This is a genomic window from Halomonas fontilapidosi (assembly GCF_014192285.1).
Taxonomy (GTDB): Bacteria; Pseudomonadota; Gammaproteobacteria; order Pseudomonadales; family Halomonadaceae; genus Halomonas; species Halomonas fontilapidosi.
This window is the reverse complement of record NZ_JACHXQ010000001.1, coordinates 207,041-230,846: the sequence shown is the minus strand read 5'-3', so window position 1 is coordinate 230,846 and position 23,806 is coordinate 207,041. Positions and strand designations below refer to the sequence as shown.

Genomic DNA, 23,806 nt, shown 5'->3' with positions numbered 1-23,806 from the left:
CTGGCGGTTTCCTCTTGGCCGCGTCGACTACCTTCGTTGTTGGCGTACCTTCGCTGTTTTGGAGAAGTACCCATTCCGTGTATAGTGTTTGTACATGCCTAGAACGGACTGGGATACGCCAATGACCAATACCCTGGCACTCGTGCTTCTCGGCCTGGCCCTGGCCATCATCGCCGGCCTGGGGGCTTACGCCTACACTCTCTGGAAGGAGGTGCAGCGGCGCAAGGCCTTTCATGAGGAAGAGCGACAGCGTGCTCACCGCAACTGTCTGGAAAACCTCGAGATGGTCGCCTCGGCGCTGGCGCAGGAGCAGGTCGACATTACTGAAGGTAGCTGGCGCTGCAAGGTGCTGCTGGAGATACTCGATCAGAACCTGACCGAGCGCCCCGATTTTCAGGCATTCGACGAGGTGCACCGGCGCACTCGCCACTTGCATACCCACTCTGCCCGTCAAGCGCTCAGCCCCCGCGATCGCATGCGCGAGGACAGCGAGAGGCTGGCCGTAGAGAAGGAGTTCCGGGAGCCGGTGCTCAAGGCCGCTGCGGCCGTGGTGGAGTTCCGCCGAGGTTGGCCGGAGAGCCTGCACTGAGCGGGTCTTGTCATTTGCCGCCGGGTCGCGATCTGCCCCATGTATCATGCGATCGCTCGCTATCCTTGGATTGCATCTTCAAGGTCTGTGCTTCAAGCTGACAATGCCTCGTTGATGGCTGATATACGGTCAAGTGCCACTGCCGTCGAAAGATCGAGTTGGCCGAGAAGGCACTTCCGTGCTTTCTTGGAAGATGCAGGAAGCGTGTCGGGGACCGCTTTCCTCGGGTCATTCATCGGAACCCCGAAGGACGAGGTCATTGACCCGTCTCTACGGGATGTAGTCAAGAAGAAGGAGTCTTACATGAAGAAATCCACGACTGGCTTGTTGCTCGGTTCCGCGCTGGTGGTCGGCTTGTCCGGCTGTGCCAGCTCCGCTTCTCAATCCAGCGGCGCTTCCGCATCGTCCGACCGGGCCTGGTACGAGCATCCGACCGTTTGTGGTCTGGCCGGTGGTCTGATTGGCGGTGGTCTCGGCTATGCGGCCGGCAGTGATTCCGACGAGGATACCGGTGCTGCCATTGGTACGACCGCTGGTGCCACCATCGGCGCCATGCTGTGCGCCGATACTTCCCCGGCGATGGAGCCGCCGCGCGATACCGACGGTGACGGCGTCATCGATGCCGATGACCAGTGCCCGGGAACTCCGGCCGGGGTCGCGGTCGACGCAGTGGGTTGCCCGCTGGATTCCGACGGTGACGGTGTGCCGGACTACCAGGATCAGTGCCCGGGTACGCCGGCCGGCGCCGAGGTCAATGCGCTGGGTTGCGTCGAAGACCTGGTGCTGCGCGACGTCAACTTCGAATTTGACTCCGCGACCCTGACCATGGGTGCCGAGCAGATCCTCGACGGGGTTGCCCAGAAGCTGCGTGCCAACCCGAACGTTCGCGTGCGGATCGAGGGCCACACCGACGCCGTGGGTAGCGAGTCTTACAACCAGGATCTGTCCCAGGCCCGCGCCGACTCCGTGGCCGATTACCTGGCCGGCCAGGGTGTCGACATGGAGCGCATGCGCACCATCGGTTACGGCGAGTCTCAGCCGGTGGCCACCAACGATACGGATGCAGGCCGTGCGATGAACCGTCGCGTGGAGCTTGGCGAGTGGGAGTGATCCTGCTCTGATTCGACGCCTGATCCCGGGGCTTGCCTCGGGATCCATGCGTGATCGAGAGAAGGCGCCTACGGGCGCCTTCTCTACGTGTGGGCCGCGGTGCTCGCCCATGGCGCCACGGGGTACGTATCTGCTACTCTGGGCGGCGTTTTTTCCACGACCATTCTTCTGGCGACACGTGATCCCTGGTATGGATCACCACTGCGCACAAGGAACCCCTTCATGCCCATCGTGACCCTGCCCGACGGCAGTCAGAGATCCTTCGATACTCCCCTCACTGTGATGCAATTGGCCGAGAGCATCGGGCCCGGTCTGGCCAAGGCCTGTGTGGCCGGCAAGATTGATGGCACCCCGGTGGATACCGCCGATGTCATTGACCGCGACGCCGAGGTGGCGATCCTTACCGCGCGTGACGCCGCGGGCCTGGAGGTCATCCGCCACTCCTGCGCCCACCTGATCGGCCATGCCGTCAAGCAGCTTTATCCCGAGGCCAAGATGGCGATCGGCCCGGTGATCGATGACGGTTTCTACTACGACGTCGACTTCGGGCGTTCGGTGACACCCGGTGACCTCGAGAAAATCGAGGCCCGCATGAAGGCGCTGATCGATCACGAGTACGACGTGGTGCGCGAGTACGTCGACCGCGACCAGGCGATGCTGACCTTCCTGCATCGCGAGGAGCCCTACAAGCAGGAGATCGTGCGCGAGATTCCCGAAGGGGAGACCATTCGTCTCTACCATCACGAGGAATACGTGGACATGTGCCGGGGCCCCCATGTGCCCAATACCCGGCACCTCAAGGCGTTCAAGCTGACCAAGCTGGCCGGTGCCTATTGGCGGGGCAACGCCGATAACCCGATGTTGACGCGCATCTACGGCACGGCCTGGCCCGACAAAAAGCAGCTCAAGGCCTATCTCAAGCGGCTCGAGGAAGCCGAGAAGCGCGACCACCGCAAGCTGGCGAAGAAGATGGACCTGTTCCACCTTCAGGAAGAGGCCCCGGGCATGGTCTTCTGGCACCCCAACGGCTGGACCATCTACCAGGCCCTGGAGCAGTACATGCGCCGGGTGCAGGTCGAGAACGGCTACCAGGAGATCAAGACACCGCAGATCGTCGATCTTTCGCTGTGGAAGGCCTCCGGACACTGGGGCCACTACAGTGACATGATGTTCACCACCGAGTCGGAGAAGCGCGACTACGCGGTCAAGCCGATGAACTGTCCGTGTCATGTCCAGGTATTCAACCAGGGGCTGAAGAGCTACCGTGACCTGCCGTTGCGCCTGGCGGAGTTCGGCAGCTGTCACCGCAACGAGCCCTCCGGTGCGCTGCACGGCCTGATGCGGGTTCGCGGCTTCACCCAGGACGATGCGCATATCTTCTGCACCGAGGGTCAGATCCAGTCCGAGGCCGAGGCCTTTATCGCCTTGACCATGAAGGTCTACCGGGAGCTGGGCTTCGATGATGTGGAGCTCAAGCTCTCCACGCGACCCGAAGACGACTTCCTGGGTGAGCCAGAGCTCTGGGATCGCGCCGAAGCCGGTCTCGAGGCCGCGCTCGACGCGACCGGGCTCGACTGGGAGCTGCAGCCGGGCGAGGGTGCCTTCTACGGACCCAAGATCGAGTTTTCGCTGCGCGACTGCCTCAACCGGGTCTGGCAGTGCGGTACCTTGCAGCTGGACTTCAACCTGCCGGGCCGGTTGGGCGCTCAGTTTGTCGACGAGGACGGTGCGCGCAAGATGCCGGTGATGCTGCATCGGGCGATCCTCGGCTCCTTCGAGCGCTTCCTGGGTATCCTCATCGAGCACTATGCCGGCGCCATGCCACTCTGGCTGTCACCCCAGCAGGCCGTGGTCATGACCATCACCGATGCGCAGCACGACCATGCCATGTCAGTGGTGGAGCGTTTGCAGAAAGTCGGTCTGCGCGTCAAGTCGGACTTGAGGAACGAGAAAATCGGCTTTAAAATTCGCGAGCATACGTTGCAGAAGGTCCCCTATCTCCTGGTGGTGGGAGATAAGGAAGTCGAGTCCGACTCGGTGGCCGTGCGTACGCGCAGTGGCGAGAATCTTGGTACGATGGGCGTGGATGCCTTCATCGACCATGTTCAGGCCGAGCGGCAATAGCGACATCTTCCCAAAGCTGAAGTGGAGACGGAACCATCAAGCGAAGCAACCCAAGAGGGCGTGTTCAGGATAAGCGCCCCCCCATGAACGAGCGGATTACCGAGGATCAGGTACGCCTGATCGACAGTGACGGCGAACAGCTGGGCATCGTGCCTACCAGCGAAGCGCTGGAGCGAGCCGAAGCGGCCGGTATGGACCTCGTGCAGATTTCCAACGCCGATCCGATCGTCTGCAAGATCATGGATTATGGCAAGTTCGTCTTCGAGCAGAAGAAGCAGAAAGCTGCTCAGAAGAAGAAGACGAAGCAGATTCAGGTCAAGGAAGTAAAGTTCCGGCCTGGTACCGACGAGGGGGACTATCAGGTCAAGATGAAGAACCTGATCCGTTTCCTCGAAGCCGGTGACAAGGGCAAGGTCACGCTGCGCTTCCGTGGGCGCGAGATGGCACACCAGGACATCGGTCGCAAGCTGATGGAGCGGATCGCTGCCGATCTCGAAGACATCGGGACCGTGGAATCCTTCCCCAAGATGGAAGGGCGCCAGATGACCATGATCATTGCCCCCAAGAAGAAGCAGTAAGCGGTACCAGCGGTACCAGAAGAAGTGATCCGATGGCCAGTTCAACGGGCGGGAGGTGTCAATGCCTCGCGTCGGCCGCGGGTTTTCTTAAGAAACCTCGAGCGGAGTTAACCTCATGCCGAAAATCAAGAGCAACAGTGGCGCGGCCAAGCGCTTCAAGAAGACGGCCAACGGCTTCAAGCACAAGCAGTCGTTCCGTAGCCACATCCTGACCAAGAAGTCCACCAAGCGTAAGCGTCAGCTGCGCGGGATGAAGCAGGTCCACGATGCCGACAAGCCGCTTATCCAGCGGATGTTGCCGAACCTGTAACCCCTTGGGTGCACACACTTTACGTCAGGAGTAAGCCATGACTCGTGTCAAGCGGGGCGTTGTCGCCCGTCGTCGTCACAAGAAGATTCTCAAGCAGGCCAAGGGTTACTACGGTGCCCGTTCGCGCGTTTTCCGCGTGGCCAAGCAGGCTGTCATCAAGGCCGGTCAGTACGCCTATCGTGACCGTCGCCAGCGCAAGCGCCAGTTCCGCGCCCTGTGGATCCAGCGCATCAACGCCGGTGCCCGTCAGCACGGCCTCTCCTACAGCCGCTTCGTCGGTGGCCTGAAGAAGGCCGGTATCGAGATCGACCGCAAGGTGCTGGCCGATCTGGCCGTTCACGAGAAGGCTGCCTTTGCCGCTATCGTCGAGAAGGCCAAGGCTGCCCAGTAAGGGACGTCGACCCTTGGTCGGCCGCGGCAGTTGTCGTGACGCCAGACCATGATCGTCGCAGGGGAAGAGCAGCCGCTCTTCCCCTGTTTTTTTACGACCGCTTTTTTGAAAGACTTCGGAGCTCAACGGATGGACCACCTTCCCACTCTGGTTGACGAGGCACGCGACGCCATCCATGCCGCCGACAGCCTGGCCGCGCTGGACGAGCTGCGCGTTCGCTATCTCGGCAAGAAAGGCGAGATCACCGCGCTGCTCAAGGGGCTTGGCAAGCTGCCTGCCGAGGAGCGCCCGGCCGCGGGCGAGCGCATCAACCAGGCCAAGCAGTCGCTGGCTCAGGAGCTTGATGAGCAACGTCAGGCGCTGGAGAAGGCGGCCCTCGAAGCGCGCCTGGCCGCCGAGCGGCTCGATGTGACGCTGCCGGGGCGCGGCCAGCCGAACGGGGGCCTGCACCCGGTGACGCTGACCCTCGAACGCATCGAAGGCCTTTTCACGCGCATCGGCTATGACGTGGCGGTCGGTCCCGAGATCGAGGATGACTACCACAATTTCGAGGCGCTCAATATTCCCGCCCATCATCCGGCGCGGGGGATGGCGGATACCTTCTACTTTGATGCCAGCCGGCTGCTGAGGACCCATACCTCGCCGGTGCAGGTCAGGACCATGAAGGAGGGCGAGCCGCCGATCCGTATCGTCTGCCCCGGACGCGTCTACCGGAGCGACTCCGATCTGACCCATACCCCGATGTTCCATCAGGTCGAGGGGTTGCTGGTCGATGAAGATGTCAGCTTCGCCGACCTCAAGGGCACCATCGAGGATTTCCTGCACGCCTTCTTCGAACGGGATGATCTGTCGGTGCGCTTCCGGCCATCCTACTTCCCCTTCACCGAGCCCTCGGCAGAGGTCGATATCCAGTGCGTCATGTGCAGCGGTGATGGCTGCCGGGTCTGCTCGCATAGCGGCTGGCTGGAAGTGATGGGCTGCGGGATGGTGCATCCTGAGGTGTTCCGCCACTCGGGCATCGACGCCGAGCGCTACACCGGCTTTGCCTTCGGCATGGGCGCCGAGCGCCTGGCCATGCTGCGCTATGGCGTCAACGATCTGCGGCTGTTCTTCGACAACGACCTGCGTTTCCTCCGGCAGTTCGCCTGATCGCCCCGCGGATAAGCAGAACACAGCAATAGGATCTGACATGAAATTTTCCGAACAGTGGCTGCGTGAATGGGTATCGCCGGCGCTCTCGACTCAGGCGCTGGCCGACCAGATCACCATGGCGGGCCTGGAGGTCGATGCCGTGGAGCCGGTCGCCGCCGCTTTCAGTGATGTGGTGGTCGCCGAGGTCGTCGGCATGGGGCCCCATCCCGATGCCGATAAGCTCAACGTCTGCCGGGTCGATGACGGCAGTGGCGAGACTGTCCAGGTGGTATGCGGGGCGCCCAATGTAGCGGCGGGGCAGAAGGTGCCCTTCGCGCGAGTCGGGGCGGTGCTGCCGGGCGACTTCACGATCAAGCAGGCCAAGCTGCGCGGCGTCGAGTCTCGCGGCATGATCTGCTCCGCCTCCGAACTGGGCCTCGAGGAGGAAACCTCTGCCGGGATCCTCGTGCTGCCGGCCAGCGCGCCAGTCGGCGAGGGATTCCGCGAGTTCATGGGGCTCGACGACCATGCCATCGAGGTCGACCTGACCCCCAATCGCGGCGACTGCCTGAGCCTCAAGGGGCTGGCCCGCGAGGTCGGGGTGCTCAATCGGCTGGCCATCGAGGGCCCCGAGCTGTCCGCCGTGGTGGCTACCCATGATGAAACCTTCCCGCTGCGCGTCGAGGATGATGAGCGCTGTCCACGCTACATCGGCCGCCTGATCAAGGGCGTCGACGTCACCGCCGAGACGCCGGTATGGATGGTCGAGCGGCTGCGCCGCAGCGGTATCCGCTCCATCGACCCGGTGGTGGACGTCACCAACTACGTGATGCTCGAGCTTGGCCAGCCGCTGCATGCCTTCGACCGCGCCAACCTGCACGGCAGCGTGGTGGTGCGGCTGGCCCGGGAAGGCGAGCGTCTGGTGCTGCTCGATGGCCAGGCGATCACTCTTGACGCCTCCACGCTGGTGATCGCCGATGAGCGTGGGCCGTTGGCCATCGCCGGCGTGATGGGCGGCGAGCACTCCGGCGTGAGCCCGGCAACCCGCGACATCTTTCTCGAGGCTGCCTTCTTTTCCCCGCTGGCGGTCGCCGGTCAGGCACGTGCCTATGGGCTGCATACCGACGCCTCGCACCGCTTCGAGCGCGGCGTCGACCCGCGCCTGCCTCGCGAGGCCACCGAGCGGGCCACCGCCCTGCTGCTGGCGATCACCGGCGGTGAGCCGGGGCCCCTGGTCGAGGTGGCCAATGAGTCGCACCTGCCTGACGGGCGCGAGGCGACGCTACGCGCGGCGCGTCTCGAGCAGGCACTGGGCAAGTCATTGCCGGGTGAGGAGGTGAGCGACATTCTCGAGCGCCTCGGCCTCGGGGTAACGGTTTCCCCTCAAGGCTGGAACGTGACGGTACCCAGCTGGCGCTTCGATATCGCCATCGAGGAAGACCTGATCGAGGAGGTGGCGCGCATCCATGGCTACAATCGCCTGCCGGTCCGGCGTCCCCAGGTTCGCCTGGCCCTGCGCCCGGACCATGAGGCGCACACGCCGCTGGCCCGGCTGCGGCGCCAGATGGTCGCGCGCGGCTACCAGGAGGCGGTGACCTATAGCTTTGTCGCCCCCGAGCTGCAGCAGGCGCTGCATCCCGAGGTGGTATCGCCGGTACTGGCCAACCCCATCTCCAGCGATCTCTCGGTGATGCGGGCGAGTCTCTTTCCCGGGCTGGTGCGCGCCCTGCAGCACAACCTCAACCGCCAGCAGAGCCGCGTGCGGCTATTCGAGACCGGCCTGACCTTCCGCGGCGAGCTCGACCATCTCCACCAGACCCCGATGCTCGGGGCGCTGGTCTGTGGCCCACGCGAGCCGGAGGGATGGAATAGCGGCAGAGAGCCGGTCGACTTCTTCGATCTCAAGGGCGACCTCGAGAGCCTGCTGTCGCTCGGTGAGCCCCATGCCTGGCGCTTCGAGCCCGGCGAGCACCCGGCTCTGCACCCCGGCCAGTGCGCTCGCATTCTGCATCGCGGCGAGGAGGCCGGTTGGATCGGTACGCTGCACCCGGCGGTGCGCGCCAGCCTGGGTCTCAAGGTCGATGCGCTGCTCTTCGAGGTGCGCCTCGATGCGCTGACGCAAGGGCGGGTGCCGGCCTTCACACCGCTGTCCCGCCATCCCGAGGTGCGCCGTGACCTGGCCTTCGTGGTCGACGAGGGGCTGCCGGTTCAGTCGCTGCTGGACACCATCCGCGCTCAGGCTGGCGAGTGGCTGGTGGAGTCTCACCTCTTCGATGTCTACCAGGGCAAGGGGGTGCCGGCAGGCCGCAAGAGCGTGGCGCTGGGCTTGACCTGGCAGCATCCATCACGCACGCTTAATGACGATGAAATCAATCAGTTGGTTGATGCCATCGTCGCCGAGTCTCGTCAGCATCTGGGGGCGGAATTGCGCGCATGAGGCCAGAGCGTCTCGTCGATCGGCAGGACCAGCGCCACGAGGACGACAACATGGGTGCGTTGACCAAGGCGGAACTGGCCGAACATCTGCACGCCGAGCTTGGCCTTTCCAAGCGCGAGGCCAAGTCCATGGTGGAGGCCTTCTTCGAAGAGATTCGCGGCTGCCTGCGCGAGAACGAGCAGGTCAAGCTCTCGGGGTTTGGTAATTTCGACCTGCGAGACAAGCGTGAACGCCCCGGGCGAAATCCCAAGACCGGCGAGGAGATCCCGATCTCCGCTCGGCGGGTCGTTACCTTTCGGCCCGGCCAGAAGCTCAAGAGTCAGGTCGAGGGCTACCAGGGTGACGCGCCGTGATGTCTCGTACCGTTTAACAAGAACGCCACTCCAACGGAGTGGCGTTCTTTTTGGTCGAGACTCGATATGGCGTTACACGCCGCCGCCATTCTCCAGCACCCAGGTGATGACCACCTTGAGGACATAGCCCAGCATGCCGGCACCCAGAACCACAAACAGCATGATGGTGCCGAAACGGCCGGCCTGGGACTTCTTCGCGAGGTCCCAGATGATGAAACACATGAAAATGATCAGCCCGCCGATCATCATCGGGGTGATCCAGGTTTCGAAGGTTTGCTGCATGATGCCTCCGTGCGCGCCTCAGGGGAAATTCCGACCATTATACTCAGGTATTATCGCCGCTGCAGGTGTCGAAGCGTGGCCTCATGACGCACCCCCATGTTAATATCCGAGTGAAATTCTCAGGTAAATCCATGACATGCCCATGCTAAAGATCTTCGTAGGTACCATGTATGGCGGCGCTCTGGACGTCGCTGAACAGGTCAAGCCGCTGTTCGAGGAGGCCGGTTACGAAGTGGCAATCTTCGACCAGCCGACCCTCGACGACCTCATCGGCACGCCCACAGACCTGGCGCTGTTCTGCGTCTCGACCACTGGCAGCGGCGATCTGCCCGGCAACATCATGCCGCTTGCTAGCGACCTCGAATCGAAGAGTCCCGGCCTCGGCGGCCTTCGCTATGGCCTCATCGCCCTGGGCGACAGCTCCTATGGCGACACCTTCTGCGGCGCCGGCCGCCAGCTCGACGAGCTGCTCGAGGGGCAGGGCGCTCAGCGCCTCGGTGAGCGCTTGGAAGTGGATGCCATGGAGACCTTCATGGCGGATGACGAGGCATTGCCCTGGGTCGAGCAATGGATCGACGCGCAGCAGCTGAAGGTGGCCTGACGTGGGCATGACGTCCACGGCAGAGCGCCTCAGCCTGCTGCTGGGGCTCGGGATACTGATGCTGGCGACCCTGCCGCGCTACCTGGTTGGCGGGCATGAGACCCACCAGTCGCTGATCCTGATGGCGCTGGCGGTGGTGGCCGTGGCCAGCGTGCTGCAATGGCGACAGCTTTCCAGCGAGGCGCGCTCGCGTCTTCCCGCCTTGTTGCGCCGGCTCGGGCTCTGTCTGGGAGTGGGCGTTGCCGTGATGACCCTCTGGCATGCCCTGACCAGCGACTTCTTCGGTTGGGAGCTACTGGTGTCCCACGGTGCCACTCTGGGGCTGCTGCTGCATGCACTCTGGCTATGGGCCAGGGTGTCTCGCTGAGCTCGGCCCCAGCTACGAGGTTCAAGGGGCAAGTCACAAGGAGACCCTGCCAGGACAGTCTTATGGCCTGTCAAGGTGTGGGCACACAGTGCTTGCCCCTTGCCCTTATCCCAGCGTATAGCAGGGCACGTAGTCGCCGGCGAGCTTCATGCGCCCCTGGACGACGAAGGAGGCCAGCAGCTCGTCGAGGCGGGCCATCAGTGCCGGTTCGGCGTGCAGGCGGAAGGGGCCATGCGCTTCAATCGCCCGGATGCCCTTCTCCTTGACGTTGCCCGCGACGATGCCCGAGAAGGCGCGGCGCAGATTGGCAGCCAACTCGTGGACCGGCTGGTCGCGGTGGAGCGCCAGGGCGGCCATGGCGTCATGGGTCGGCTCGAAGGGTTCCTGGAAGTCCCGGGCCACGGTGAGGCGCCAGTTGTAGTAGAAGGCGTCCTGGCGGCTGCGGCGATACTCCGTCACCGCGTCGATGTTCTTGCGCATGGTGCGGGCGACCTCGACGGCGTCGTCGACGACGATGCGATAGAGGCGCCGTACCTCCTCGCCCAGGGTGTAGACCAGGAACTCGTCGATGCGCCTGAAGTAGTCGGCAGAGTTGGCGGGGCCGGTGAGGATCAGCGGCAATTCCATGTCCGCGTTGTCCGGGTGCAGCAGGATGCCCAGCAGATAGAGGATCTCCTCGGCAGTGCCCACGCCCCCCGGGAAGACGATGATGCCGTGCCCGAGCCGCACGAACGCCTCCAGGCGCTTCTCGATGTCGGGCATTACCACCAGCTCGTTGACGATCGGGTTGGGTGCCTCGGCCGCGATGATGCCGGGCTCCGAGACCCCCAGATAGCGTCCCTGGCTGCGACGCTGCTTGGCGTGAGCGACATTGGCGCCCTTCATGGGGCCCTTCATGGCGCCGGGCCCGCACCCGGTGCAGATGTCCAGCTCGCGAAGCCCCAGGTGGTAGCCGACGGACTTGGTGTAGTCGTACTCCTCGCGAGAGATCGAGTGGCCGCCCCAGCAGACGACCAGGCTGGGGTCGCGTCCCGGCTTGAGGGTGCCGGCCTTGCGCAGGATGTGAAAGACGGCGTTGGTGGTGCCCTCGGCGGTCTCCAGGTCGAAGCGCTGGCGAGTCTGGATTTCGTTGTAGACATAGACGATGTCACGCAGCACGGCAGAGAGGTGCTCGCGAATGCCACGGATCATCTTGCCGTCGACGAAGGCCTCGGCCGGGGCATTGGAGATCTTGAGGCGCACGCCGCGGTCCTGCTGCAGCACCTCGATGTCGAAGTCTCGATAGGTCTCGAGCAGGGCCAGGCCATCATCGGTGAGGTTGCCGCAGTTGAGCACTGCCAGCGAGCAGCTGCGCAGCAGATCGTGCAGGCCGCTCCTCGAGGTATCGTGGAGGCGCTCGACCTCCTGCTGGGAGAGGATCTCGAGGCTGCCTTCCGGCGAGATGGTAGTGGAAATGGTGTCGGGCATCCTTGGCGTTCCCTGTCGTCATGGCGGCATTGCTCGTCCCGCGATGCTATCACGCCCGACCCCAACCGGGCATCGCTGCGACCCGGGCGGCGAGCTGGTAGAATTCCTGCTGCCCGGCCATTGCCCGCGACGTGACGCCCATGTTCAACGCCCGATACTTCCGTACCTTCATCACTCTGGTCGAGACCGGCAGCTTCACCCATACCGCACGCCGCCTGGAGATGACTCAGCCCGGGGTCAGCCAGCATCTGCGCAAGCTCGAGGCCTACCTCGGCAAGCCGCTGCTGGATCGCCAGGGGCGACGTTTCGTGCTCACCGAGAGCGGGCGGCGCGCCTACGACTACGCGCTCAAGCTGTTCGCCGAACACGAGCACTTTCGTCATTCGCTGGATGACGACAGCCTGGACAGCGGCGAGTGTCGCCTTGCCTCGCCGGGCAGCGTCGGCCTGATGCTCTATCCGTTCATCCTCGGCCAGCAGCAGATGCAGTCCGGTCTCACGGTGAGCTACAGCTTCGCCTTCAACGCCGAGATCGTCACCGACGTGCTGAGCGGTCGCCATGACCTGGGGATCGTCACCGAGCCCGTTAGCCATCCCGAACTATGCTGCAAGGTCTGGCACCAGGAGCCGCTCTGCCTGGTGGTGCCGGCGGACTTCGCCGGCAGTGGTCTGGCCGACCTGATGGCGATCGGTTTCATCAGCTACTCGGGCGGTGACGGGCATGCCGGTGCCCTGCTGCGAGCCAACTTTCCCGACTTCCGCACCATGAGCCACTTCCCGCGTCAGGGCTTTACCAATGAGGTGAGCATGGTGCTCGACGCCGTGGCGCGAGGCCTGGGGTTCACCGTGGTCTCACGGGTGGTGCTGGAGACCTCGCCCTGGCAGCGTCAGGTCAAGGAGCTCTCCCTGCTCCAACCGGTCCACGAGACACTGCACCTGGTCATGCGTGCCGGCGAACAGATGCCGCGTCGCTACGTGCGGCTGCTCGAAGGCTATCGCGAGCAGCGCCGTCACGAACGTTTCGGTTTCGGCGAGGTGGCGGAGCGCCACCAGGCCTGACGGCGCGGCTCCCGCCGCTCCGTCAATCACGATACTCGTCGATGCTCGGGCAGGAGCAGATCAGCTGCCGGTCGCCGAAGACGTTGTCGACGCGGTTGACGGCCGGCCAGTATTTGGCGGCCTTGACCGCCTCGCTGGGAAAGGCGCCGAGTTCCCGGGCGTAGGGGCGCTCCCAGTGCGCGTCCATCAGGTCGGCCATGGTGTGCGGGGCATTGACCAGGGGGTTGTTGTCCGCCGGCCAGTCGCCTCGCTGCACGGCGGTGACCTCCTCGCGGATACTGATCATGGCGTCACAGAAGCGGTCGATCTCGTAGCGCGACTCCGACTCGGTAGGCTCGATCATCAGCGTGCCGGGCACCGGAAAGGACATGGTCGGGGCGTGGAAGCCGTAGTCCATCAGGCGCTTGGCAATGTCCTCCTCGCTGATGCCGGATTCGGCCTTGAGCGGGCGGATATCGATGATGCACTCGTGGGCCACGGTGCCGTTCTCGCCCTTGTAGAGTACCGGGTAGTGGTCCTCGAGTCGCCGGGCGATGTAGTTGGCGTTGAGGATGGCCAGCTCGGTGGCTTCGCGTAGACCGCGCGCGCCCATCATCTTGATGTAGGCCCAGGAGATCGGCAGGATCGAGGCCGAGCCGTAGGGCGCCGCCGAAACCGCACCACAGCTTGCCTCGACGCCCGCCAGCGGGGTGACCACATGGTTGGCCACGAAGGGCGCCAGATGGGCCTTTACGCCGATCGGGCCCATGCCCGGCCCGCCGCCGCCGTGAGGGATGCAGAAGGTCTTGTGCAGGTTGAGGTGGCTGACGTCGCCACCGAAGTCGCCGGGGCGGGTCAGGCCCACCTGGGCGTTCATGTTGGCCCCGTCGATGTACACCTGGCCGCCGTGCCCATGCACGATCTCGCACACCTCGCGCACGCTCTCCTCGAACACCCCGTGGGTGGAGGGGTAGGTGATCATGATCGCCGAGAGGGCATCGCGGTGTTGCTCGGCCTTGGCGCGCAAGTCGTCGAGATCGATGTTGCCGTCACCGTCGCACTCCACCACCACCACCTTCATCCGCGCCATGGCGGCGGAGGCCGGATTGGTGCCGTGGGCGGAGCTCGGGATCAGGCAGACGTCGCGGTGCCCCTCGCCCTCGGCGGCCTGGTAGCGGCGGATGGCCACCAGGCCGGCGTACTCGCCCTGGGCCCCGGAGTTGGGCTGCATGGAGATGTGGTCGTAGCCGGTGACCTCCACCAGGAAGGCGGCCAGCTCGTCGATCATCTGCCGGTAGCCGGCCACCTGGTCGCGGGGCGCAAAGGGATGGATGCGCGCGAACTCCGGCCAGGAGATAGGAATCATCTCGCTGGTGGCGTTGAGCTTCATGGTGCAGGAGCCCAATGGGATCATCGCATGGGCCAGCGACAGGTCCTTGTTCTCCAGGCGCTTGAGGTAGCGCAGCATCTCCGTCTCGCTGTGGTAACGGAGGAAGGTGGGATGGGTCAGGAAGTCGGACTCGCGCTGACAGGCCGCCGGTATGCCGCTGGTGCCGGCCTCGACCACGCGGCTGTCGAGCTCACGCACCGAGAGGCCGTGCTCCTCGCCAAGCAGCACGTCAAACAGCACGTCCAGGTCGTGGGCGGTGGTGGTCTCGTCGAGGCTCAGGCCGACGTCGCCCCCCGCGAAGTAGCGCAGGTTGAGGTCGTGGGTCATGGCCCGGCCATGGAGCTTGCCGGCATCGACGCCGGTCAAGCGCAGGGTATCGAACCAGCTGTCGTGGGCCAGGGTCACGCCCTTTTCCTGCAGGCCCATCGCCAGGATGGTGGTCAGGCGGTGAATGCGCGCCGCGATGGTGCGCAGTCCGTCGGCGCCGTGGTAGACGGCATAGAAGCCGGCGATGTTGGCCAGCAGCGCCTGGGCGGTGCAGATGTTGGAGGTGGCCTTCTCGCGGCGGATGTGTTGCTCACGGGTCTGCATCGCCATGCGCAACGCGGTGTTGCCGCGGCTATCCTTCGACACGCCGATGATGCGCCCCGGGATCGAGCGCTTGAGCTTGTCGGTGGTGGCGAAGAAGGCGGCATGCGGGCCGCCATAGCCCATCGGCACGCCAAAGCGCTGCGATGAGCCCACCACCATGTCGGCGCCCAGCGCGCCCGGCTCCTTGAGCAGCACCAGGCCCATGATGTCAGCCACCACGCAGGTCATCACGCCCCGCTCACGGGCCGTCTCGATCAGCGGGGCCAGGTCGCGAACCTCGCCGCTGTCGCCCGGGTACTGCAGCAGGGCGCCGAATACCTGGTGCTCGGCGAGTTCCTCGGCGGGGGCCACGACCAGCTCGAACCCGAACCAGGCGGCGCGGGTGCGCACCACGTCGAGGGTCTGGGGGAAGACATCCTCGGCGACGAAGAAGGTGTCGCTTTTGGCCTTCTTGTTGGCGCGCTTGCACAGCGCCATGGCCTCGGCGGCGGCGGTAGCCTCGTCAAGCAGCGAGGCGTTGGCCAGCTCCATGCCGGTCAGGTCCATGACCATCTGCTGGAAGTTGAGCAGGCCTTCCAGGCGACCCTGGGAGATCTCCGGCTGGTAGGGCGTGTAGGCGGTGTACCAGCCCGGGTTCTCCAGCACGTTGCGCTGGATCACGGTCGGCAGATGGGTGTCGTAATAGCCTTGGCCGATGTAGCTCTTGACGACCCGGTTCTGGCGGGCCAGGCGCTGCAGGTAGTCCAGGGCCTCGGCCTCGCCCTTCGGCGGGTCCAGGTCCAGCTCGCGCCCCAGGCGGATGCCGGCGGGGACGGTGGCCTCGATCAGTGAGGGCAGGCTCTCCATGTCCAGGATCGAGAGCATGCCGTCCACGTCGGCGCCGGCCGGTCCGTTGTGGCGCTGAAGGAAGGCATCGTGAGCGGCCAGATCGGCCAGACGGCGGTTGTCGAAAGCCATGGAACACCCTGTGTGCGTGGTGGGGACTCGCCCCGGGGATCATCGAAACGGGCCGGCCTCGCCAGGGGCGAGGCCGGGATGGGCGCCACCTCTTGTCAGGGTTGCTCCGAACGGGACGGTCCTGACACGGCGCCCGAGAGGAGACTCACTCCTCGGCGGCGGCCACGGCCTGGTAGGCGCCGGCATCGAGCAGGTCGTCGAGGTTGCTGGCATCCTCGAGACGCACCTTCATGAGCCAGCCATCCGCGTAGGGCGACTCGTTGACGGTTTCGGGGCTATCTTCAAGGGCCTCGTTGACCTCGAGGATCTCACCGGCGACCGGCGCATAGAGGTCGGAGGCGGCCTTGACCGACTCGATGACGCCGAACTCGTCGCCCACGGCCAGGGTACGGCCCACTTCGGGCAGCTCGACGAAGACCACATCGCCCAGCGCCTCCTGGGCATGGTCGGTAATGCCGATGGTCACGCTGCCGTCGCCATTATCGAGGACCCATTCATGGCTTTCGGCATAGCGCAGGTTGGCGGGGATAGAGCTCATCGTGATTTCCTATACGAAAAAGGTTTTCGGATTCGCGAATGCTAACGCCATTGTCGGCATTTGGCGAGTCCTCCCGGTGGGTCCGATAGGCGGCTGGCGCTCGTCGACCCGTTGATAGGGTGGTCCGCCGGCGACGGTTCGTCCAGTGCCTGCCCGGTGCCGGGCCGGCTGCCCGGGGGCACGGCGGCATCCCGCCGGTGAGACCGGCATCTTGCGCACGCTCCGTGCCGCAGCGTTGGGGGCGATCGCACCCGGCACCGCGGCTCTTGCCGGCGCTTGGTGTGGAACGTAGGCTTGCCGCGTTTCCGATCGGAAACAGGCGATCTTCCCGTCGGCGGTGCTGCCATGGTGCCTCCCCTTTTCAGCGGGCTGGTGCATCAGTGGCAGGATCCGCTATCGTGAAGGCGTTCGTCCTATCGTTTTTTCGTCGAAGCCTGGCCCGTCCATGCCATTTCATCTTCCCGACGGTCGGGAGAGCGGGGATGCATGCGGGTCACAACAACAAGCGTCAATTGGGGAGACTCTCGTGGAAGCATTAATGACATTCTTGAGCTCGGTGGAAGGCATCGTATGGGGCGTTCCCATGCTGATCCTGCTGCTGGGTGTCGGCATCTATCTGCAGGCCGGCCTGAGGCTGATGCCGATCCGCAAGCTCGGTGAAGGCTTCAAGCTGATGTGGCAGGGGCGCGACCGCAAGCCGGCGCCCGGGGAGAAAAAGACCAAGGAGGACGAGGGGGAAATCTCGCCGTTCAATGCCCTGATGACGGCGCTGTCCGCCACCATCGGCACCGGTAACATCGCCGGTGTGGCGACCGCCATCTTCCTGGGTGGCCCGGGCGCCGTGTTCTGGATGTGGATCACGGCGCTGGTGGGCATGGCGACGAAATTCGCCGAGGCGGTGTTGGCGGTGCGCTACCGCGAAACCGACAGCACCGGCTACCACATCGGCGGCCCGATGTTCTACATCAAGAACGGCCTGGGCAAGAAGTGGCTGTGGCTGGGTGGCGCCTTTGCCTTCTTCGGCGCCGTGGCGGCGTTTGGTATCGGCAACACCGTGCAGTCCAACTCGGTGGCGGAAGGCTTGAGTGAGTCGCTGGGCATGCCGCACTGGCTGACGGGCTTGATTCTGATGGTGCTGGCCGGCGCCGTGATCCTGGGGGGGATCAAGCGTATCGCCAAGGTCGCCGGAAAGCTGGTGCCGATCATGGGGATCGCCTATGTGCTGGCGGGTATCCTGGTGCTGATTCTCAACGCCGACCAGATCGGCGAAGCGTTCGGCATGATCTTCTATCACGCTTTCAATCCCATCGCGGCAGCAGGCGGCTTTGCCGGTGCGGGAGTGGCCATGGCGATTCAGTTCGGCGTGGCGCGCGGCATCTTCTCCAACGAGGCTGGGCTGGGCAGTGCCCCCATCGCCCACGCCGCGGCGCAGACCAAGAACCCGATCCGTCAGGGCTTGATCGCCATGCTGGGCACCTTTATCGACACCATCATCGTCTGCTCCATCACCGCCCTGGTCATTCTCACCAGCGTTGAGTGGAGCGCAGGCGAGACCGGTGCGCGCTTGACCGCGGTATCCTTCGACCTGGCGCTGCCGGGCGTAGGCGAGTACATAGTGACGTTCGCCCTGGCGGTGTTTGCCTTTACCACCATCCTGGGGTGGTCCTTCTATGGCGAGAAGTGTTTCCAGTTCCTGTTCGGGACCCGTTCGATCACCCTCTACCGGGTGCTGTTCATCATCGCGATCCCGCTCGGGGCCATGGCCAACCTGAATCTTGTCTGGGTGCTGGCGAGCGTGTTCAACGCCATGATGGCCATTCCCAATCTGATCGCCCTGGCGCTGCTGTCGCCGGTGGTCTTCAAGCTGGCCCGCGCCTACTTCGACGGCAAGGATATCCTGCCGGGCGAGGAGCTGGACCACGATAAATCCTGACGGTGAGCCGCGCTGGAGAGGTGCCCGTGGGGGCACCTCTCTTGCGTTGCCTCCCAAGCCATGAGTGATGACGCCATGAATGAACTTAAGCATACCCCCCTGCACGCCCTGCACGAGGAACTGGGGGCCAAGATGGTGCCCTTCGCCGGCTACGACATGCCGGTACAGTATCCGCTGGGCGTCAAGCGCGAGCACGAGCATACCCGTCAGGCCTGCGGACTCTTCGATGTCTCCCATATGGGGCAGATTCTGCTGCGCGGCCCGAATCCGGCCGAGGCGCTGGAAACCCTGGTGCCGGCCGATATTGTCGGGCTGGCCGAGGGCATGCAGCGCTATGCGCTGTTCACCGCCGAGGAGGGCGGCATTCTCGATGATCTGATGGTGGTCAATGCCGGCGACCATCTCTACCTGGTTGTCAATGCCGCCTGTCGTGAACAGGATATCGCGCACCTGCGCCGGGGCCTGCTCGATCACGAGGTAGAGGTGCTCGAGCGTGGCCTGCTGGCGCTTCAAGGGCCGGCGGCAGCGGGCGTGATGCAGCGGCTTTGCCCGGATGCCTGCGAGATGGTGTTCATGCAGCACGGCCGCTTTACCATCGACGGCATCGATGTCTGGGTCAGCCGCAGCGGCTACACCGGCGAGGATGGCTTCGAGATCTCGGTGGCCGCCGAGGATGCCGATACCCTGGCGCGCCGGCTGCTGGCCGAAGAGGAGGTCGAGGCGATCGGCCTGGGCGCGCGTGATTCGCTGCGCCTCGAGGCGGGGCTGTGTCTCTATGGCCACGACATCAATACCGATACCACTCCCGTGGAGGCAGGCCTGATCTGGGCGATCGGCAAGCCCCGCCGTCGCGGCGGCGAGCGTGCCGGCGGCTTCCCCGGTGCCGACCTGATCCTGCACCAGGTCGAGGCGAAGGACCATCGGCGCAAGCGGGTGGGCCTGCTTGGCGAGGGTCGTGCGCCAGTGCGTGAAGGCGCCGAACTCTTCGACACCGCGGGCAAGTATCTGGGCCGTGTGACCTCAGGCGGTTTCGGTCCCAGCGTTGGTCAGCCGGTGGCGATGGGCTATGTGTCTATCGAGGCCAGTGAGATCGGCACGACCGTCTATGCCGAGGTGCGGCGCAAGCAGCTGCCGATGACGGTGAGCAAGATGCCCTTTGTCACGCCCGGCTACCATCGGGGTTAAGCACCACTCACTGCCTGACCCGGTATTTTTATACCGTTATCTTAACTCTCTGCCAAACAATCTCTCTTCTGAGTAAAATCAGCGTCTCGCGTTGGTCTGGTAAGCGGCGAATCAGCTATCAACTGCGGGTATGACCAGGCGGAAGGTCAGGCTGATACGCAGCCCTGGCAGCCGGCGAGGCAACAGGGCATGTTGCAGCCTGTGCTGCACGCCGGCGCCCATTACCAGCAGGCTGTCGTGAGGCAGCCAGACGTTGAAGGGCTCATGCGAACGGTCCTTCCAGCGAAAGCGCAGTGGCCGCTCGGCGCCCAGGCTGAGCGCCGCGATCAGGGGGTCTGCCCCCAGTTCTGGCTCGTCATCGCTGTGCCAGCCCATGCGCTCATCGCCGCCGGCATAGCGATTGAGCAGCACGCTGTTGAAGCGGGCCGGGGTGCCGGCGTCCGCCAGGACGTCGATCACTCGGTCGCGCAGTGCTGCCACGGCCGGGTGCCAGGGCTCGGGCAGGAAGTCCCGGCCCGAGTAGCGGTAACGGGCGTCGGGGTCTCCCATCCACAGCTGGCGGCGCGGGATCGGATGCTCGCGACCATAGAGCCGCAGGGTCGGACGCTGCCACGCCAGCTCGCAGTCGAGCCGTGCCAGCGTTTCGCTAGCGGCGGGCTCACCGAGTAGGCTGGGCAGCAGGGTGAGGGTCGGCGCGTCGAGTAGGGATGCTCCCGGCAGGGCGCTTGCGGGTGTCATGCCAACAGGATGCCACCCCCTGAGGTTGGTCGCCAGAGCGCTCCCATCAACCAGCCAGCTGCAGGCTGGCGACGGCAAAGCCCAGGCCAAGCAGGGCGCCGGCGGCCACGTCACTTATGTAGTGCAGCCCCAGGCCCACTCGCGATACCGCGATCAGTAGCGCGGCGGGAATCAGCCAGGGCAGCAGCCAGGGGGTATGGGCGGCGGTCAGCACGCAGAACAGCACGGCATGCATGGTATGGCCGCTGGGAAAGCTGTAGCGGTCGCGGGCGGGCTCGCTGCAGCGGATGATGCCGTTGAAGGTGATGAAGGGCCGCTCGCGGCACAGTCGGGTCTTGAGCAGCCGGTAGAGGCCGATGGCCACCAGCGCCGTGACGATGTACTGCGCCATTCGATGACCACTGCCGGCGGGCTGGAGCAGCGGCTGGGCGAGAATCAGGCCCACCCACAGCGGCCAGTCCCCGAGCTTGCTGGACAGCCGCAGCAGGGCCAGCCAGGGCGGGTGGACGTTGAACCCGGCCAGGCGCCGGCAGAGCTGCCACTCGATGAGGTCAAGGCGATCAAATACGGCAGGCGGATGCGGCTTCATCGCGATGCTCCCGGGGTTGGATCAGGGTGTCGAGGAATGTGTCGGCGATCGCCGACCAGCGATACGTCAGGGCGCGCTCCCTGGCGGCGCGACCCAGGCGGGCATAGCGGGCCGGCTGCTGGCAGAGGGCCGTGGCGGCCTCCTGGAAACCGGCCTCGTCACCCACCGCCAGTCTGACACCGTTGTGATCATCGTCGATCAGCTCGGCCCCCGCGGCATGGCGGAAGGTCACCACGGCCAGGCCGCTGGCCATGGCCTCGAGCACCACATTGCCCCATGTCTCCGAGATCGAGGGGAAGACGAAAAGATCGGCGCTGGCGTAGTAGCGCACCAGCTCGTCCCGGTCGATGAAACCGGTGAAGCGGGCCTGGGGCAGGGCGCGTTGCAGCACGGCCCGCCCCGGGCCATCGCCGACCACCACCAGGCTGAGATCGGGGCGGGCGGCTTGCATTGCCGCAAAGGTGTCACGCAGCAGATCGAGATTCTTTTCCGCGGCCAGGCGCCCCACGTGGAGCGCCACGGGCTGGTGGTCATCGCAGCCCCAGGAGCGGCGCAGGGCGGTGGAGCGATGCGCCGGCGAGAAGCATTCGCCATCGATACCGCGGGCCATGACCCGCACCCGGGGGATGCCCTGGCCGACCAGCGCCTCGGCCTGAGCCTGGGTCGGCACCAGGGTGGTGGCCGTGCGGTTGTGGAAGTGACGCAGGCGACGCATGACCAAGGGCGCCAACCAGGGCAGGCCATAGTCTCGACAGTAGTGATCGAAGTTGGTGTGCCAGCCGCTGATCACCGGGATGCCCAGCCGCTCGGCGGCACGCAGGGCCGACCAGCCTAGCGGTCCCTGCGTGGCTAGGTAGACGGCCGTCGGGCGCTGCTGCTGCCACAGGCGCTGGATCGCCGCCGTGGCCGGCAGGCCAATGCGCACCTGGCGATAGCCCGGCAGGCCCAGTCCGCGTACCCGCAGCTCCGCTTCCATGCCTTCGGCTCGAGGGGTGGTGCCATGCGCCGGCCGGGGACGGATCAGCTGCAGGGCCACGCCACGCCGGCGCATCTCCCTGCTCAGCTGGCCCAGGGTATGGGCGACGCCGTTGATCTCGGGGGACCAGGTTTCACTGACCAGGCAGATGCGCATGGGGCTCCTCTCATGGTGACAGGCCCTGAAGGGGCTGACATCAGTGAGGATGCCCGGTTGCCATGACAGTCAGGCGACGCGACGATGACGGCGTCATGACGGCAGGTGGCGGTTGTCGAGGGTGGCCTTGCGACGTCTTTAGCGCCCAGTGTGATCCAGCGCCTTCGCCGGCTCAGCGCAATACGCGGGCCGGGTCGATGGGCTTGCCGCCATGGCGCATGTCAAAGAGCAGCCGCGGGGTCCCCTCCTGCTGGCCGACCTCGCAGACCGGGGTGCCACGCGTGACGGTATCCCCACTGGCCACCAGCGGCCTCGCGCAGAGGGCATAGACGCTTTGCAGGTTATCGGCATGGTGAACGATCACCACCTGGCCGAGCTGCCGCATGCTGTCGGCGAAACGCACCTCGCCATCGGCCACGGCCCGCGCGCGACTGCCCCGGCGGGTGCCGAGCAGCATGGGCTGTAGGGTGCCACGCCCGTCGGCGCCGAAGGGACGCTCGACCCGGTAATCCTCCAGCGGCCACGGCCAGCCTCGCGCGGACGCCGGCATCTCGCCCGGGTCCGGCAGTCGCTTGCTCGCCGCTGGGGTGTTTTTCTGCGTACGGGCTGCTGCACTGTTCCCGGCGGCAGAGTTGCCGCTGCCCGAGGAGGCTGCTTGCCGGCCGCCCAGCGGAACCTCGATCAGCTGACCGACGCTTAGATTGGTGGGCGCAATGCCGGGGTTCGCCGCCTGGATCCGCCCGGCGCGAGCGCCCAGGCGCCGGGCGATGGCGCTGTAGGTGTCCCCCGGGCGGACCCGGTAGCGGTAGGGGCCGCCGGAAGGCGCTCGCTCATCGTGACCGGGTACCAGCAAGCGCTGGCCAACCACCAGGCGCCGAGCATCGACGCCGGGGTTGAAGCGCTGCAGGCGCACCAGGGGCACCTCGGCGCGACGGGCGATCTCACCCAGGGTATCGCCGCGCTGGATGGTGATCCATTCGCCGGCGATCTCGTCGCCGGCGCGGCTGACGACGTCCTGCCCTGCGCAGCCGACCATCAGCAGTGCCAGGCCGACTATCAGCAGCGTCAGGGCAATGCGTCTAGGCGACGATCCTTGTCCTGCCACAGGGCGTTGAGCCATGACTGGAAGCGTTCCTTGTAGTCCGTGTCGTCGTGATAGTCGCCCTCGAGCATCCAGGCCGGGACCGCCAGGCGGCGGGCCTCCAGGCGCACCCGACCCTCGCGACCGCAGAGGAAGCCCCAGAAGCTGGGGTCGGGGTTCTCGTAATGCAGGGTGACATCCAGAATGCCGCCGAGGCGGTCGCCGAGCAGGCTGACGACCTGGGCGATACCGCCGGCGCGGGGCCTCAGCAGGTGGCGATAGGGAGCGTCCTGGGCGGCCTGCTTGGCGGGGGTGAAGCGGGTACCCTCGACGAAATTATAGATCGCGATGGGCCTTTCCCGGGCGTGGCGGCACATGCGCTCGGTGGCCTCGCGGTCGCGACGCGCCAGCTGAGGGTTGCGCTCGCGCTGTTCGCGGGTCAGGCGGCGCAGCATGGGGAACTCCATGGCCCAGAAGGCCAGGCCGACGATGGGAATCCAGATCAGCTGGCGCTTGACGAAGAAGTGGGGCATGGGAATGCGCCGGTGCAGAGCGAAGAACAGCAGGAAGATGTCGGTCCAGCTGCGATGGTTCGAGAGCACCAGCCACCACTGGTCGCGGGAGAGTTCCTTGGGCAGCGACATGTCGAGTTGAGGTTTCAGCCAGCCACGCATCCACCAGAGGTTGCTGCCCACCCAGTTGAGCGCGACCCGGTTGAGGGCCGTCAGCACCCGGCGACGCAGACGACGCCCCGGGGTCACCAGTTTGACCAGGGTGAGCAGGATCAGCGGTACCCCCCAGGCGAGGGTGGTGAGAGTCAGCAGCAGGATGCTGACGAGCCCCCTGAGGGTCGACATGCCTGTCTCCTCGGCCGGATTGACGATCTCTCCATGCT

Annotated in this window: 23 protein-coding genes; 14 read left to right on the top strand and 9 right to left on the bottom strand. The window is 65.3% G+C overall.

The window, feature by feature from the left end; translation table 11 throughout:
- Window positions 1-121: 121 nt before the first annotated feature.
- From FHR95_RS01115 to ihfA, 9 genes are all read left to right on the top strand, one after another.
- A complete protein-coding gene (locus tag FHR95_RS01115) occupies window positions 122-589 on the top strand; it encodes a DUF2489 domain-containing protein (protein WP_040186606.1) in 468 nt (155 codons plus the stop codon).
- A 303-nt stretch (window positions 590-892) separates the two neighbouring features.
- Window positions 893-1,699 (top strand): OmpA family protein, encoded by an 807-nt coding sequence (locus tag FHR95_RS01110; protein WP_183313042.1) that lies wholly within the window; start codon window positions 893-895, stop codon window positions 1,697-1,699.
- A gap of 222 nt (window positions 1,700-1,921) precedes the next feature.
- Window positions 1,922-3,823 carry a threonine--tRNA ligase gene (gene thrS, locus FHR95_RS01105; protein ID WP_183313041.1) on the top strand — a complete coding sequence of 634 codons (1,902 nt, stop codon included), beginning with the start codon at window positions 1,922-1,924 and terminating at the stop codon, window positions 3,821-3,823.
- 35 nt (window positions 3,824-3,858) lie between these two features.
- Complete coding sequence (gene infC, locus FHR95_RS01100; protein ID WP_082042677.1) at window positions 3,859-4,401, top strand: translation initiation factor IF-3; 543 nt, start codon at window positions 3,859-3,861, stop codon at window positions 4,399-4,401.
- 115 nt (window positions 4,402-4,516) lie between these two features.
- Window positions 4,517-4,711 carry a 50S ribosomal protein L35 gene (gene rpmI, locus FHR95_RS01095; protein ID WP_040186610.1) on the top strand — a complete coding sequence of 65 codons (195 nt, stop codon included), beginning with the start codon at window positions 4,517-4,519 and terminating at the stop codon, window positions 4,709-4,711.
- A 37-nt stretch (window positions 4,712-4,748) separates the two neighbouring features.
- Window positions 4,749-5,102 carry a 50S ribosomal protein L20 gene (rplT, locus tag FHR95_RS01090; protein WP_021817421.1) on the top strand — a complete coding sequence of 118 codons (354 nt, stop codon included), beginning with the start codon at window positions 4,749-4,751 and terminating at the stop codon, window positions 5,100-5,102.
- A gap of 129 nt (window positions 5,103-5,231) precedes the next feature.
- Window positions 5,232-6,251 (top strand): phenylalanine--tRNA ligase subunit alpha, encoded by a 1,020-nt coding sequence (pheS, locus tag FHR95_RS01085; protein ID WP_183313040.1) that lies wholly within the window; start codon window positions 5,232-5,234, stop codon window positions 6,249-6,251.
- A 40-nt stretch (window positions 6,252-6,291) separates the two neighbouring features.
- Window positions 6,292-8,670 (top strand): phenylalanine--tRNA ligase subunit beta, encoded by a 2,379-nt coding sequence (pheT, locus tag FHR95_RS01080; protein ID WP_183313039.1) that lies wholly within the window; start codon window positions 6,292-6,294, stop codon window positions 8,668-8,670.
- A 50-nt stretch (window positions 8,671-8,720) separates the two neighbouring features.
- A complete protein-coding gene (gene ihfA, locus FHR95_RS01075; protein ID WP_040186668.1) occupies window positions 8,721-9,023 on the top strand; it encodes an integration host factor subunit alpha in 303 nt (100 codons plus the stop codon).
- Between the two features lie 72 nt (window positions 9,024-9,095).
- Here ihfA and FHR95_RS01070 read toward each other — a convergent pair whose 3' ends face one another.
- Window positions 9,096-9,305, bottom strand: a complete 210-nt coding sequence (locus FHR95_RS01070) for a DUF2788 domain-containing protein (RefSeq protein WP_183313038.1) — start codon at window positions 9,303-9,305, stop codon at window positions 9,096-9,098.
- A gap of 136 nt (window positions 9,306-9,441) precedes the next feature.
- On the opposite strand from FHR95_RS01070, the gene FHR95_RS01065 reads away from it, so the two are divergent.
- Entirely contained in the window at window positions 9,442-9,906 is a 465-nt protein-coding gene (locus FHR95_RS01065; RefSeq protein ID WP_040186615.1) for a flavodoxin, read from the top strand.
- Between the two features lie 7 nt (window positions 9,907-9,913).
- On the top strand, window positions 9,914-10,273 hold the full coding sequence (locus tag FHR95_RS01060; protein ID WP_183313037.1) for a hypothetical protein: 360 nt from the start codon (window positions 9,914-9,916) through the stop codon (window positions 10,271-10,273).
- Window positions 10,274-10,378: 105 nt separating this feature from the next.
- On the opposite strand, the gene ppnN is transcribed toward FHR95_RS01060, so the two are convergent.
- A complete protein-coding gene (ppnN, locus tag FHR95_RS01055) occupies window positions 10,379-11,740 on the bottom strand; it encodes a nucleotide 5'-monophosphate nucleosidase PpnN (protein WP_040186616.1) in 1,362 nt (453 codons plus the stop codon).
- A 140-nt stretch (window positions 11,741-11,880) separates the two neighbouring features.
- Between ppnN and FHR95_RS01050 the strand changes: the two genes are divergently transcribed.
- On the top strand, window positions 11,881-12,798 hold the full coding sequence (locus tag FHR95_RS01050) for a LysR family transcriptional regulator (RefSeq protein WP_040186617.1): 918 nt from the start codon (window positions 11,881-11,883) through the stop codon (window positions 12,796-12,798).
- Between the two features lie 22 nt (window positions 12,799-12,820).
- Here the strand turns inward: FHR95_RS01050 and gcvP are convergent, their stop codons facing one another.
- Together gcvP and gcvH are read right to left on the bottom strand one after the other, a co-directional pair.
- Window positions 12,821-15,715 carry an aminomethyl-transferring glycine dehydrogenase gene (gene gcvP, locus FHR95_RS01045; protein ID WP_183313036.1) on the bottom strand — a complete coding sequence of 965 codons (2,895 nt, stop codon included), beginning with the start codon at window positions 15,713-15,715 and terminating at the stop codon, window positions 12,821-12,823.
- Between the two features lie 145 nt (window positions 15,716-15,860).
- Window positions 15,861-16,253 carry a glycine cleavage system protein GcvH gene (gene gcvH / locus FHR95_RS01040; protein ID WP_183313035.1) on the bottom strand — a complete coding sequence of 131 codons (393 nt, stop codon included), beginning with the start codon at window positions 16,251-16,253 and terminating at the stop codon, window positions 15,861-15,863.
- A gap of 538 nt (window positions 16,254-16,791) precedes the next feature.
- On the opposite strand from gcvH, the gene FHR95_RS01035 reads away from it, so the two are divergent.
- Both FHR95_RS01035 and gcvT read left to right on the top strand, forming a co-directional pair.
- On the top strand, window positions 16,792-18,186 hold the full coding sequence (locus tag FHR95_RS01035) for an alanine/glycine:cation symporter family protein (protein ID WP_221199168.1): 1,395 nt from the start codon (window positions 16,792-16,794) through the stop codon (window positions 18,184-18,186).
- A gap of 75 nt (window positions 18,187-18,261) precedes the next feature.
- Window positions 18,262-19,371 carry a glycine cleavage system aminomethyltransferase GcvT gene (gcvT, locus tag FHR95_RS01030; protein WP_183313034.1) on the top strand — a complete coding sequence of 370 codons (1,110 nt, stop codon included), beginning with the start codon at window positions 18,262-18,264 and terminating at the stop codon, window positions 19,369-19,371.
- Window positions 19,372-19,482: 111 nt separating this feature from the next.
- Here the strand turns inward: gcvT and FHR95_RS01025 are convergent, their stop codons facing one another.
- From FHR95_RS01025 to FHR95_RS01005, 5 genes are all read right to left on the bottom strand, one after another.
- A complete protein-coding gene (locus FHR95_RS01025; RefSeq protein WP_183313033.1) occupies window positions 19,483-20,109 on the bottom strand; it encodes an alpha-ketoglutarate-dependent dioxygenase AlkB family protein in 627 nt (208 codons plus the stop codon).
- 46 nt (window positions 20,110-20,155) lie between these two features.
- Window positions 20,156-20,698 (bottom strand): phosphatase PAP2 family protein, encoded by a 543-nt coding sequence (locus tag FHR95_RS01020; protein WP_040186624.1) that lies wholly within the window; start codon window positions 20,696-20,698, stop codon window positions 20,156-20,158.
- Entirely contained in the window at window positions 20,670-21,830 is a 1,161-nt protein-coding gene (locus FHR95_RS01015) for a glycosyltransferase family 4 protein (RefSeq protein WP_183313032.1), read from the bottom strand. The genes FHR95_RS01020 and FHR95_RS01015 overlap by 29 nt, the downstream gene beginning before the upstream one ends.
- A 172-nt stretch (window positions 21,831-22,002) precedes the next feature.
- Window positions 22,003-22,950, bottom strand: a complete 948-nt coding sequence (locus FHR95_RS01010) for a M23 family metallopeptidase (RefSeq protein ID WP_183313031.1) — start codon at window positions 22,948-22,950, stop codon at window positions 22,003-22,005.
- Window positions 22,896-23,768 carry an acyltransferase gene (locus tag FHR95_RS01005; RefSeq protein WP_183313030.1) on the bottom strand — a complete coding sequence of 291 codons (873 nt, stop codon included), beginning with the start codon at window positions 23,766-23,768 and terminating at the stop codon, window positions 22,896-22,898. The genes FHR95_RS01010 and FHR95_RS01005 overlap by 55 nt, the downstream gene beginning before the upstream one ends.
- Between the last annotated feature and the right edge of the window lie 38 nt (window positions 23,769-23,806).

What these genes read in the sequence shown, in the direction of transcription:
- FHR95_RS01025 (WP_183313033.1), bottom strand. Translation starts at nt 20,109, where the DNA reads ATGACACCCGCAAGCGCCCTGCCGGGAGCATCCCTACTCGACGCGCCG.
- pheS (WP_183313040.1), top strand. Translation starts at nt 5,232, where the DNA reads ATGGACCACCTTCCCACTCTGGTTGACGAGGCACGCGACGCCATCCAT.
- FHR95_RS01110 (WP_183313042.1), top strand. Translation starts at nt 893, where the DNA reads ATGAAGAAATCCACGACTGGCTTGTTGCTCGGTTCCGCGCTGGTGGTC.
- thrS (WP_183313041.1), top strand. Translation starts at nt 1,922, where the DNA reads ATGCCCATCGTGACCCTGCCCGACGGCAGTCAGAGATCCTTCGATACT.
- FHR95_RS01050 (WP_040186617.1), top strand. Translation starts at nt 11,881, where the DNA reads ATGTTCAACGCCCGATACTTCCGTACCTTCATCACTCTGGTCGAGACC.
- FHR95_RS01065 (WP_040186615.1), top strand. Translation starts at nt 9,442, where the DNA reads ATGCCCATGCTAAAGATCTTCGTAGGTACCATGTATGGCGGCGCTCTG.
- gcvT (WP_183313034.1), top strand. Translation starts at nt 18,262, where the DNA reads ATGAATGAACTTAAGCATACCCCCCTGCACGCCCTGCACGAGGAACTG.
- gcvH (WP_183313035.1), bottom strand. Translation starts at nt 16,253, where the DNA reads ATGAGCTCTATCCCCGCCAACCTGCGCTATGCCGAAAGCCATGAATGG.
- pheT (WP_183313039.1), top strand. Translation starts at nt 6,292, where the DNA reads ATGAAATTTTCCGAACAGTGGCTGCGTGAATGGGTATCGCCGGCGCTC.
- FHR95_RS01070 (WP_183313038.1), bottom strand. Translation starts at nt 9,305, where the DNA reads ATGCAGCAAACCTTCGAAACCTGGATCACCCCGATGATGATCGGCGGG.
- FHR95_RS01010 (WP_183313031.1), bottom strand. Translation starts at nt 22,950, where the DNA reads ATGGCTCAACGCCCTGTGGCAGGACAAGGATCGTCGCCTAGACGCATT.
- gcvP (WP_183313036.1), bottom strand. Translation starts at nt 15,715, where the DNA reads ATGGCTTTCGACAACCGCCGTCTGGCCGATCTGGCCGCTCACGATGCC.
- rplT (WP_021817421.1), top strand. Translation starts at nt 4,749, where the DNA reads ATGACTCGTGTCAAGCGGGGCGTTGTCGCCCGTCGTCGTCACAAGAAG.
- rpmI (WP_040186610.1), top strand. Translation starts at nt 4,517, where the DNA reads ATGCCGAAAATCAAGAGCAACAGTGGCGCGGCCAAGCGCTTCAAGAAG.
- FHR95_RS01020 (WP_040186624.1), bottom strand. Translation starts at nt 20,698, where the DNA reads ATGAAGCCGCATCCGCCTGCCGTATTTGATCGCCTTGACCTCATCGAG.
- FHR95_RS01035 (WP_221199168.1), top strand. Translation starts at nt 16,792, where the DNA reads ATGACATTCTTGAGCTCGGTGGAAGGCATCGTATGGGGCGTTCCCATG.
- ihfA (WP_040186668.1), top strand. Translation starts at nt 8,721, where the DNA reads ATGGGTGCGTTGACCAAGGCGGAACTGGCCGAACATCTGCACGCCGAG.
- FHR95_RS01115 (WP_040186606.1), top strand. Translation starts at nt 122, where the DNA reads ATGACCAATACCCTGGCACTCGTGCTTCTCGGCCTGGCCCTGGCCATC.
- FHR95_RS01015 (WP_183313032.1), bottom strand. Translation starts at nt 21,830, where the DNA reads ATGCGCATCTGCCTGGTCAGTGAAACCTGGTCCCCCGAGATCAACGGC.
- ppnN (WP_040186616.1), bottom strand. Translation starts at nt 11,740, where the DNA reads ATGCCCGACACCATTTCCACTACCATCTCGCCGGAAGGCAGCCTCGAG.
- FHR95_RS01060 (WP_183313037.1), top strand. Translation starts at nt 9,914, where the DNA reads ATGACGTCCACGGCAGAGCGCCTCAGCCTGCTGCTGGGGCTCGGGATA.
- FHR95_RS01005 (WP_183313030.1), bottom strand. Translation starts at nt 23,768, where the DNA reads ATGTCGACCCTCAGGGGGCTCGTCAGCATCCTGCTGCTGACTCTCACC.